The sequence below is a fragment of the Coleofasciculus sp. B1-GNL1-01 genome, from assembly GCF_040220235.1.
Taxonomy (GTDB): Bacteria; Cyanobacteriota; Cyanobacteriia; order Cyanobacteriales; family Coleofasciculaceae; genus Coleofasciculus.
Genome location: NZ_JAVJTO010000153.1, coordinates 19,760 through 30,526, shown reverse-complemented (window position 1 = coordinate 30,526; position 10,767 = coordinate 19,760). Strand labels below are relative to the sequence as shown.

Here is a 10,767-nt window from a genome sequence, read left to right as displayed (position 1 = left end):
TGGGCAAGACCAAAAGTTGTGAGCTAACAGAAACAGTGCGATCAGGTGACAATCCTTAGGCAGTTTTACTGTAACGCTTACAAGCGAGATTCTATGAGTGAAAAATTATTGATTGATACTTGAGTAAAGGACTTTCAGACCCCTGCGCTCGATTACAAGCCCCTTCCACAGTAAAGGGAGCCATCAATTGACCCTGACAAAGAGCTGCAATCATATTTACTCGCCCCTGCCTTCGTCCTGACTTCAACGCCTGAAACCTTTCTCCTTAATTATAATTCCTCAAATAAGATGGGTCACGCCACTACTGGTGGACAGATTTTCCGATGATGAACTGTAGGGGCGACCCGCTTGCATCAATTCACAACGGTGTCCATTCAATTGACTCGGGTCGCCCTTTACTCAATGGCGCTGTTGATAACCTGGTGGGTTACGGCGGATATAGGATTAGATGGTTCGTTTCTTTAACGGAGTACCGCCTAACCCACCCTACTGGTGGACACTCAAATCGGGTTTATTTGCCCAAAATCGACTGTTGCTCAACCTCCTGTTCCCATAACACCTCTGCGGACTCTGGTACTAAACTCAACTGCACCGCACAGGCTTTTAACTCCGGTTGCCCAGAATCCGGACAAGATTCTGGATGGGTCAAGGCGTTCGCTTCGGCATTGGCTGCCCACAATGCCCCCCAATGCATTGGCACAAATACTGTCCCTGGCGCGATCGCTTTCGTTACCTGAGCCGGAAACCGACTTTTGCCCCGGCGCGATCGCACTTCCACCCAGTTCCCCTCTTCAATCCCCAATTTCTGGGCATCACGGGGATGGATTTCTAGGAAGGGTTGCGGATGCATTTGCTGAATCTTGGGAATTCGACCCGTCCGAGTTTGGGTGTGCCAGTGACCATAAAGGCGTCCCGTTGTCAAGACCAACGGATAATTTGGATCAGGGGGTTCTGCTAATCCCCGTGAGTGATACGCGGCAAACTTTGCCCGTCCATCGGCGGTGGGGAAGCGCCAATCTGTATACAACCGTTTTGAATTGACTCTATCTCCTCTGCCCTCAGACGCGCCATGGCTCGTCTCTACATCTTCCGGATGGGGCCACTGAATTGGAGCCTCCTGTAACTGCTCATAGGTAATACCCGTCATATCGCAAACCCGCCCACGAGTCAGTTGCACAAACTCCCGATGCACCGCCGCCGAATCCGCAAAGTCAAACTGTTCCGTAAACCCTAAACGCCTCCCAACTTCGGCAAAGATTTCCCAATCGGCTCTAGATTCGCCCACTCGATAGCGGAATTGGGGACATAAGGTTACCACCCGTTCAGAATTCGTCATCGTTCCCGTTTTTTCACTCCACTGAGCCGCAGGAAGGATGACATGAGCATAAGCTGCTGTTTCGGTGGGATAATAGGCATCCTGATATACCGTAAATGAGGACTGCTTCAACGCCGCTTTCGTGCGTTCTAAATCGGGCATACTCACCGCCGGATTCGTCGCTGCAATCCAAAGGAATCCGACTGCACCTGTCTCTAAGCCTAGGATCATATCCCAAGCGCTTAAACCCGGTTCTGGGGAAATTTGCCCCGACTTCAGTCCCCACAAGTGTTCCAATTCTGCCCGATGTTGGGGATTCTTCACCAACCGATAACCGGGAAGAATATGCGCCAGTCCCCCCGCTTCTCGCCCCCCCATGGCGTTAGGTTGTCCGGTGAGGGAAAAGGGTCCAGAACCCGGTCTACCAATGGTTCCGGTCATCAGGTGTAAATTAATTAATGTGCGGACTTTGGCGGTTCCTTCTGAGGATTGGTTCATCCCCATTGACCACAGGGATAACACCCGTTCCGAATCCGCCCAATATCGAGCCGCCTTCTCCAATTCATCTAACCGAATTCCACAGTTACGCGCTACGAGTTCGGGGGGATAGTGGCGAATGATATCGGCGTAGAGGGGAAAATCTCGCGTACAGTCATCAATAAATAGGGTATTAATTTTCCCCCAACGCATTAGTAAATGGGCAATTCCATTCAGCAAATCTATATCCGTACCCGGTCGAATCGCTAAATGCAAATCAGCCGCTTCTGCGGTTGAAGTGCGCCGGGGGTCAACCACAATCATTTTCACCTTACGGTTCTTTTTACAATGCTTGTGCAGGCGATTAAATACGATTGGGTGACATTCGGCGGTATTTGTACCAATTAAAAAGGCACAATCGGTTTGTTCTAAATCCTCGTAGCAGCAGGGAGGTCCATCTGAGCCGAAACTCTGGATATAACCCGATACAGCGGAGGACATACATAGGCGAGAATTGGCGTCAAAATTGTTTGTACCCAGACAGCCTTTGAGTAATTTTTGGGCAATATAATAGTCTTCGGTTTGAAATTGACCGGAACCATACATACAGATGGCTTCAGGTCCTTGGGTAAAGCGGACGGTTTGCAGTTGCAGGACGATGCGATCCAGGGCTTCATCCCAACTGACTCGTCGAAAGGGCTGATCCAGGGAGTCTCGCATCATCGGATATTTGAGACGATTTTTATCCAAGGATTCGCTGATCGTTGCTCCCTTGACACAAACCTTTCCTTGGCTAGAGGGATGAGCGCGATCGCCCCGTACTCGCCATATTGGTGTTCCTTCGCTATCGCGATGAGTGGCTTTACCAGGTTGGGCGGGTGGCGTGACTTCTAAACCACAGCCAACACCGCAATAGGGACAAAGTGTTTTTGTTGAGTTAGTCATTTGTTATTTGTTATTCGTCATTTGTTACACAGTCTGCATAATTTGTTGTCACATTTACCAGTTACCAATACGTCTAATTTTTAACTATCTTTTGGTTCAGGTTAAAGAAATAAATGAGCTTCTTTGGTATAAAAAACAACAAAATGTTAGGGAATATGAAGAAATTACATCGGGAAAATGCTAATTTGACAACCTAGTTCTCAAAGGAGCGATAAACCTGTAGAGACGTAGCCTGCTACGTCTCTACAAAGGGATGTCGATAATCAGCTAAATTACCAATGAATTCTCAACCATCAATGAGGGTGTTCATCCGCCAAAACTGGAACACTTTCGACTGGCAATTCGGTTTCTTCCCCTTCATGATGTGTCGCAAACGATCCTTTGGGTTCTCTGAGGAAGAACCAACAGAGGAAGGTGACGATTAATGCTGTAATTCCTAAGGTTTGGAAGAAAACACGGTTCCCGATATCGCCTTCTGGCAGCAAACTAAATAGGGTGAGATAAGCGACAGCGCCGACATTACCATAAGCACCAACATTACCCGCAATCTGACCCGTGACTCGGCGTTTGATTAACGGTACCATGGCAAAGGTAGACCCTTCACCCGCTTGGACAAAGAAGGAACACCCCATGGTGAGAATAACCGCAGCAGGTAGCCACCAACTCCCATTGACGGTACTCAACATCAGATAGCCAATCCCCATGCATCCTGTCAATACTGTCATTGTCCATTTCCGGCTTCCCAGGGTATCTGAAATTAATCCACCACCGGGACGTGAAACTAAGTTCATAAACGCATAACTAGCAGCAATCATTCCGGCTAATTGCTTACTCAATCCAAATGTTCCTTCAAAAAAGGCAGGAAGCATGGAGACAACTGCTAATTCTGAACCAAAGTTGACCACATACGTTAATTCCAGAAGGGCGACTTGGGAGAAGTTGTAGCGATCATCAGCAGGATACCGTTTTTGATTGGTCATCAGGTCTTTATTCACATCCCAGCATTTGTAAGCCTGGAACAGATATAACCCCAACAGCGCTAACCAGGTGATAATTAATCCGGTTCGATCTAAGAAACCAACGTTACTTAAGCGCCAAGCGAGAACGGCGAGAATCCCCACCAGAGGAACATTCATCAGCATCAGGAAGCCAAAGTCCCGCTTGGTGGTGACTTCTAAGCCACCATGACGCTTGGGCTTCTGATACACTTTACCCGGAGGGGTATCTTGAACGCTTCTGTAGTAAATGACGCCATAGAGTGCAGCAATAATACCTGTGAGTGCGATCGCGAGTCGCCAGTTGATCAATCCACCCCCAGCGCCAACCGTTAATAACGCCGCAATTGTGGGTAGGGTAAAGGCAGATGCAGCGGAACCAAAGTTACCCCATCCCCCATAAATTCCTTCAGCCAAGCCAATTTCTTTGGGGGGAAACCATTCTGCTACCATGCGGATACCAATCACGAAGCCTGCACCCACAATACTTAGGGCTAAACGGCTGATCACTAATTGGCTGAAGTCTTGCGCCAGGGAAAACGCCAGACAAGGAATTGCGGCATATATCAGCAACACGGAATAGGTTAACCGTGGACCAAAACGGTCGAGTAACATGCCGATAATAATACGAGCTGGTACAGTCAGCGCTACGTTACAAATCGCCAATGTCCGAATTTGTGCCGCACTCAGCCCTAAGTCTTCTTGCACGGCTGTGGCTAACGGGGCAAAGTTGAACCAAACGACAAATGAGAGAAAGAAGGCGAACCACGTTAAATGTAAGATGCGGTATCGACCGCGAAATGACCATAATTCTTGCAGCATCTGTTACTTAACCTTATGTAAAAATTTCAGGATGGGGGTTCAATTTAATCGAGCAATTTTTTCATCCATTGAATTCGTCACTTGCTCTCAATTAACCGAAATAATTTGTTTACGGTTCCCCGATGTCCGCTACAAGAATCACACCCTTGCCAGAGAGGTTTCGTATATTTAAATACAAAATCTAGATAAATATGCATTGTCTGCATAATTTTAATTCTTAGATTGCATAATTATAAACTGTCATGCATTTAAGTTGGATATTAGTAGCGAGCAAGATGCTCGCACTACAAGGATGAGAGCCATTATTGACAGTAAGGTTTAAATGCTGAACAGTTTGAAGACTTACGCCAAGGCTCTATATGTATGTAGTGGCGTGACCCAACTAAAATAGGACTTTGTTTGTAGTGAGAACTTTAGTTCTCTAACGCCTAGCTGGAGAGGGCTGAGGTTCCCTCACTACGAACCAAATCTATTCCACAATTTTAGCTGTGCCACGCCAGTAGGGTGTGTTAGCGCAGCGTAACGCACCTGATATAGCTAAAAACAGTAACCCCTTAAGAGTAGATAGAAAACAAAGGCTAGTTTAATTTTTAATTGTTTTTAAATTCTGTACAAAATTTGGCGAATTGTTGATTGGGGATGAGGCTGAAATAAAGCCGCGATTAAATTGCCTCCTATATAAGGAATAGCACAGAAAACTCCCAGTATAGACCGCCATCGTTCCCAATTCAGCAAGGCGCGTCTGGCTGGATAAATGCGCCAGAATCGATTGACTGAACACATCATGGTGTTATCAATTCCGCTGACATCATGCCACCATCCAGCAGGCAAATAAAGCGTTTCTCCGCGTTCTAGAATGACCTCTTGTTTGTGTTCTAGGGCTGGCTTGAACTTAGGAAAGGTGTCAAAATCGGGATCATCTAAGGAGACTTGACTAAAACAGCACCGCAACTTCATCCCATGACGTAAATGACCGAGAATAGGAAAGGGATAAAGATTGTAGGTTTGAGAGGGAGGAAACAAGACAATTTTCTTGACCCCATGCAGTTGGATCAGGGTATTATCCAGGATATCGTAATGCAATCCAGAGCGATGGCTTCCTGAACCCATATACATTTTAAAGTCGGTGACAGGTTGAGTAAAACCAAGTTTGTCGCCCAAGGTTTTCCAGGTAGAGGTTTGGGTTAGTGGGGTAGTCTTGAGGGGCGCTTTTCCCAGATAAAGATCATTCTCTTGAACTTCGCCACAGCGTAAAAGTTCGGCATAATCCGAGAATCGCATGGTTTCTAAGGCGACGCCACTACCGACACGAGAACGTTTAGATTCTCCAGAGTCATATTTAGCCTGTTCGTAATTCCGCACCATAAACTCGCGATCGCCAATTTTTGCACAAAGATACTCCAGTGTCCAATCCGGTTCATTCTCCAGCAATCCGGTAATCACCACAGGTGTCCCGGTTTGTTGATACCGTTGGCTAAATTGTTCTGGCGTGAGGGTGGATATATCGACACGCGGTACAGAGAGAATTGAGGGGTTCATTCGCATATCAAACTCGACAAGGAAACGGGGACAAAGAACAGTCAGGATTTGACAGTTGTTAGCATTTTTGAGGACAGCGAACAGACGTTATCGCCAGGTACTTATCGGGGGAACTTTAACCGAGAACTAGGGAACAAAACCTTAAGAAAGCGCATCTTGGCAAGGGTTCAACTCTATCTCAATCAACAATCCTCCTGAAACTAAGGAGTAGGGGTGGGGACGATATCTGAGAAAATGGGGAAAAAACTTGACAATTTATTCAACAAGTGACAAAAATAATGGAATTTCTGATCAGTCATTGGCAAACAAGCATAGGAATCTGGGTAACGACTCGGAATGCAACCATACCATAAAATGTCGGAAAATGCTGGAAAAATTGCCAAAACCTGATTCGGCTAGGGAGAAACGTTAAATTTCCGCTCAATTTCAACGGGTACGAGGATATCATGTCAAATTATGTACTGCCCCTGTTAACCGCGCTAACTCGACGAGTTAAAGCCAATTTCGTGAACAAGACGCATCAGACGGAGGCGGTACAGGAACGGTTTCTGCTGACGCTGTTGCGACGGTATCAGAACACTGAATTGGGGCGGGAATGGGGGTTGAGGGAGATTAAAACCATTGACCAATTTCGCGATCGCGTCCCGGTTCTGCCCTATAGTAGTTATGAACCCTACACGGAACGCATTTTCCAGGGTGAGTCGAATATCTTAACCCCTGACCCCGTTGTCTATCTTAATCTTACCAGTGGTTCGACGGGTTCAAAGAAGCTGATTCCTGTTACCAAGCGGTTTCAGACTTCCCTAAGAGGGGCGAATTTAACCAGTATGGGTTTCTTGGCTGATGCGCTGAAAACTCGCAACCGTAAGTTTGGTAAACTCTTAATTACCAACTCCGTGCAACCCATGGGACAGACGCCAGGAGGGATTCGGTACGGTTATGCCAGTGTGGGTGTGCTGCGGATGGGAAAGTTTCTCTACCAACAACTGTTTGCCCATCCCTTTGAAACCCTGAAACCGGGGGATAGCCTAGCCCGCCATTACGTTTGCTTACTCTTTGCGCTGCGCGATCGCACGATGCGGGGGATGATTGCTAATTTTCCCATGCTCCTGCTGCGGACGGCAAGTTATTTGGAAACTTACGCCGACGATTTAATTCGGGATTTAGACAAAGGGACAATCGCCAATTGGCTGGACTTAGAATCCGGGATTCGGTCACAATTAGAGCATCAATGGTCTGCTTATCCGGAACGGGCGCAGGAACTACGAGATATTTTAAACCAAGAGGGACGCCTAACGCCGAAACGAGTTTGGTCGGATTTATCCTTTGTCGCCACCGCACGCGGCGGTACATCGGATTTCTACTTTCAGCGCTTTCCCGATTATTTTGGCGATACACCTGTGTTTGGGGCGGTTTATTCCTCAGCAGAAGCCACGTTTAGTATCTATCCCGATGTAGATACGGATGGGAGTGTTTTGGCGATTGAAAGCGGCTTTTTTGAATTTGTTCCCGAAGATCAATGGGACGCCGAACATCCCAAAACCCTACTGGCGACGGAGGTAAAAGTTGGCGAAAAGTATCGCCTCTTAACCACAAATTATAGTGGATTTTATCGCTACGATATTGGCGACGTAATCGAAGTTGTTGGATTTTACAATAAAACGCCCTTGATTGTTTTCCGGTATCGTCGCGGCGGAACGATGTCGGCGACAGCAGAGAAGACAACGGAACACCATGCAACTCAGGTGATGCAAGCCTTACAACAGGAATTTGACGTACCTTTAGAAGATTTTTGTCTAACCCTTTCGGAGAGTCTTGTCACCGCCCATTATTTAGTCAACATTGAGTTAGCGCCTGGTCAACGTTTAGACAATCCCCAAGCCTTCCTCGCCAGTTTTGACCGCAAACTGCAAGACGCCAATACATCCTATGCGGTAAAACGACCGGATAATTATATCCCCGCGCCCCGCTTACGGATATTAGCACCAGGTAGTTTTGCCATTCTACGTCAGCGTCAGTTAGAACGCGGCGTTCCCGATTCTCAATTGAAGTTTCCTCATATTAGCAATGATCGGCAATTTTTGGCAGGGTTAGAAGTCTTAGAAGAGATAAGATTACCAGAGGATAGGGACGTTGATCGTTGATTGTTATGAACCGTCATTGCGCTTGTAGTTGCGCTTTAGCGCCCTAAACGTTAAAACACCAACCATAAACGCTCAAATCATATTATATCCTCACAATTGCTCCTAATTGCAATACTGTAAAAGCCATCATTTCAGAAATTTTTATTCAGGGATATTTAACCAAACATGATATCAGTGCCATTTTACTTCAGCATCAGGGCGCACGTCAGTGCGCCCCCACAGGAATGTGGGTTAAACCTTGATAAAATAGTCAAATCTATTTTTATCTACCGACTGAATCTACTAACTACCTATGGTTTCTTCAATTGATCCCCAATTAGCCATTCAAACCTCAACATCAACCCAACTCCCCCAACCGCCAACCTTTACCTCAAAAGAAGCAGAACGCCTGCATCGCCAACAACACTTAGCCGCCGCCTTCCGTCTATTTGCCCGCTACGGGTTTGATGAAGGAATTGCTGGACATATCACAGTGCGTGATCCTGAATTCACCGATCATTTCTGGGTCAATCCCTTTGGCATGTACTTTGGTCATATCCGCGTTTCTGATTTAATATTAGTTAACCATAACGGTGAAATTGTCAAGGGGGACAAACCTGTCAACGCCGCCGCCTTTGCGATTCACGCCCAAATTCACCAGGCTCAACCTGATATTATCGCCGCCGCCCATGCTCATTCTCTCTATGGTAAAAGTTGGTCAACGCTGAAACGTCACCTTGACCCCATCACTCAGGATGCTTGTGCTTTCTATGAGGATCATGCCCTGTTTGAGGACTATACAGGTGTTGTTTTGAATACAAACGAAGGTGAACGTCTGGCGGAAAGATTAGGCAAGAAGAAAGCGATTATTCTGTGTAATCATGGTTTATTAACCGTGGGACATTCTGTCGATGAAGCCGCCTGGTGGTTCATCGCCATGGATAGATGCTGTCAAGCGCAATTGATGGCGGAAGCGGTGGGTAAACCTAAGTTAATTAATCCAGATACGGCGAAGTTGACTCACAGTCAAGTGGGTTCTCATTCTTTGGGTTGGTTTAGTTTTCAACCGCTTTATGAGATGATGATTAAACAGGAACCCGATTTATTGGATTGATTGGGAAATCCGGCGGAGGAACAGAGGAATGTGTAGAGACGTGCCATGGCACGTCTGGCTTTACTATTCCACAATTTTAGCTGTGTCACGCCGCAATTTTGGGCAAAAATTAAAAGTTAGTCAGGGCGGGTTTTGCCTAAAAGTTATCAGCAATGGCAACATGAAATTTCCTAAACCCGCCCCTACAAATATCGGGTTTTGCAGAAAGGTTATCAGCCATGGCAACACGAAATTTCCTAAACGCTTTACCGCTTACGTAGAGAAACTGTAGGGGCGCAAAGCTTGCGCCCGATTTAATCGTCAAATCTATTCCACAATTTTAGCTGTGTCACGCCGCAATTTTGGGCAAAAATTAAAAGTTAGTCAGGGCGGGTTTTGCATAAAGGTTATTAGCAATGGCGACATGAATTTTCCTAAACCCGCCCCTACACATAAACCATGGCACGTCAGGATTTAATCCCTAATCGCCAATCGCGATATTTCTAGCATCTAGGAATTTTAATTGCTGATAAAGCATGGTTATTTTGGGAACCGCCACCCCAACCGCTTGCGCCGCCCGCATTGGGTTACCAAACATGGCTTCGACTTCCAAGGGGCGATGACAATCATAGTCAATTTTCATACTGGTGCGATAGGGTTTCATCTTCATCGTATAATCCAGCATCTTTTGAATAAAACTCTCCTTTATCTCTAAACCATACCCCGCCGCCCCAGCTACAACCTCTCGCATCAGTTGTTCCGATAGCTGATACCCATGACTATCCTTCATCATCGCATCCGTTGTCGCATCTAAGACAACAGATAGACCATTATAGGGAATATTCCACACCAACTTTTTCCACCGGGCGAGGAGTAAGTTCTCAGCAAGCTGAATCGGAATATTGGCTTGTTCAAAGTCAGCCGCCATCTGACGCATTGTTGGGGTAATTCCTTGAGGCTGGTGGTTATTTCCATAAGCACCTAGCTGGATTTGACCATAATCGAGATGGTGAATTTGACCTAAACCAATTTTATTAGAACAGACAAAGCAGAGTCCCCCTAATACCTGAACAGTTTCCCCGGCGATGGTAGCAATTTCAGGTTCAACCCCTAACCCATTTTGTAACGTAATCACCACAGTTCCAGGTTTAAGCAGAGGCGGAAGCAGGTGTGGGAGGAGATGATTTTGGGTTGTTTTGAGGGCGATTAAGACGACATCACAAGGGGGCATATTTTCGACTTGGTTATAGGCATTCACCTGGGGTAAGGTGAAGTCTCCTAAGGTTGACGAAATTGCCAAACCATGGTTTTTTACATAGTCATAATCGCGCCGGAGGAGAAAATGGACATCGAGTCCAGCTTTTTGCAAGCAAGCGCCGTAAAAGCCTCCAATTGCGCCTGTACCGATGACGGCGTACTGTCTTCCCATAGGCTGAATCCCCTGATAGTAGTAACGGA

At 46.5% G+C, this 10,767-nt stretch carries 7 protein-coding genes and 1 pseudogene; 3 read left to right on the top strand and 5 right to left on the bottom strand.

The window, feature by feature from the left end; all coding sequences use genetic code 11:
* Positions 1-148: 148 nt before the first annotated feature.
* The 4 genes and pseudogenes from RID53_RS33620 to RID53_RS33605 form a co-directional block, all read right to left on the bottom strand.
* Positions 149-265 (bottom strand): annotated as a pseudogene (locus tag RID53_RS33620) (IS630 family transposase); the annotation flags it as partial.
* Positions 266-511: 246 nt separating this feature from the next.
* Positions 512-2,737: a molybdopterin oxidoreductase family protein gene (locus tag RID53_RS33615; RefSeq protein ID WP_446392227.1), complete on the bottom strand. Its 2,226-nt coding sequence runs from the start codon at positions 2,735-2,737 to the stop codon at positions 512-514.
* 293 nt (positions 2,738-3,030) lie between these two features.
* Complete coding sequence (locus tag RID53_RS33610; RefSeq protein WP_446392226.1) at positions 3,031-4,554, bottom strand: MFS transporter; 1,524 nt, start codon at positions 4,552-4,554, stop codon at positions 3,031-3,033.
* A gap of 600 nt (positions 4,555-5,154) precedes the next feature.
* Positions 5,155-6,093: a cupin-like domain-containing protein gene (locus RID53_RS33605; RefSeq protein WP_446392225.1), complete on the bottom strand. Its 939-nt coding sequence runs from the start codon at positions 6,091-6,093 to the stop codon at positions 5,155-5,157.
* 48 nt (positions 6,094-6,141) lie between these two features.
* Here RID53_RS33605 and RID53_RS33600 point away from each other — a divergent pair, with 48 nt between their 5' ends.
* The 3 genes from RID53_RS33600 to RID53_RS33590 all read left to right on the top strand — a co-directional run bounded on the left by RID53_RS33600 (position 6,142) and on the right by RID53_RS33590 (position 9,330).
* Positions 6,142-6,291 carry a hypothetical protein gene (locus RID53_RS33600; protein ID WP_446392224.1) on the top strand — a complete coding sequence of 50 codons (150 nt, stop codon included), beginning with the start codon at positions 6,142-6,144 and terminating at the stop codon, positions 6,289-6,291.
* 248 nt (positions 6,292-6,539) lie between these two features.
* Positions 6,540-8,237: a GH3 auxin-responsive promoter family protein gene (locus RID53_RS33595; protein WP_446392223.1), complete on the top strand. Its 1,698-nt coding sequence runs from the start codon at positions 6,540-6,542 to the stop codon at positions 8,235-8,237.
* Between the two features lie 292 nt (positions 8,238-8,529).
* Positions 8,530-9,330, top strand: a complete 801-nt coding sequence (locus RID53_RS33590) for a class II aldolase/adducin family protein (RefSeq protein WP_446392222.1) — start codon at positions 8,530-8,532, stop codon at positions 9,328-9,330.
* Between the two features lie 460 nt (positions 9,331-9,790).
* Here RID53_RS33590 and RID53_RS33585 read toward each other — a convergent pair whose 3' ends face one another.
* Entirely contained in the window at positions 9,791-10,738 is a 948-nt protein-coding gene (locus RID53_RS33585; protein ID WP_446392221.1) for a putative 2-dehydropantoate 2-reductase, read from the bottom strand.
* Positions 10,739-10,767: the final 29 nt, after the last annotated feature.

Excerpts from the sequence above, each read along its gene's own strand:
- RID53_RS33590 (WP_446392222.1), top strand. The coding sequence starts at position 8,530 with ATGGTTTCTTCAATTGATCCCCAATTAGCCATTCAAACCTCAACATCA.
- RID53_RS33585 (WP_446392221.1), bottom strand. The coding sequence starts at position 10,738 with ATGGGAAGACAGTACGCCGTCATCGGTACAGGCGCAATTGGAGGCTTT.
- RID53_RS33595 (WP_446392223.1), top strand. The coding sequence starts at position 6,540 with ATGTCAAATTATGTACTGCCCCTGTTAACCGCGCTAACTCGACGAGTT.
- RID53_RS33615 (WP_446392227.1), bottom strand. The coding sequence starts at position 2,737 with ATGACTAACTCAACAAAAACACTTTGTCCCTATTGCGGTGTTGGCTGT.
- RID53_RS33610 (WP_446392226.1), bottom strand. The coding sequence starts at position 4,554 with ATGCTGCAAGAATTATGGTCATTTCGCGGTCGATACCGCATCTTACAT.
- RID53_RS33605 (WP_446392225.1), bottom strand. The coding sequence starts at position 6,093 with ATGAACCCCTCAATTCTCTCTGTACCGCGTGTCGATATATCCACCCTC.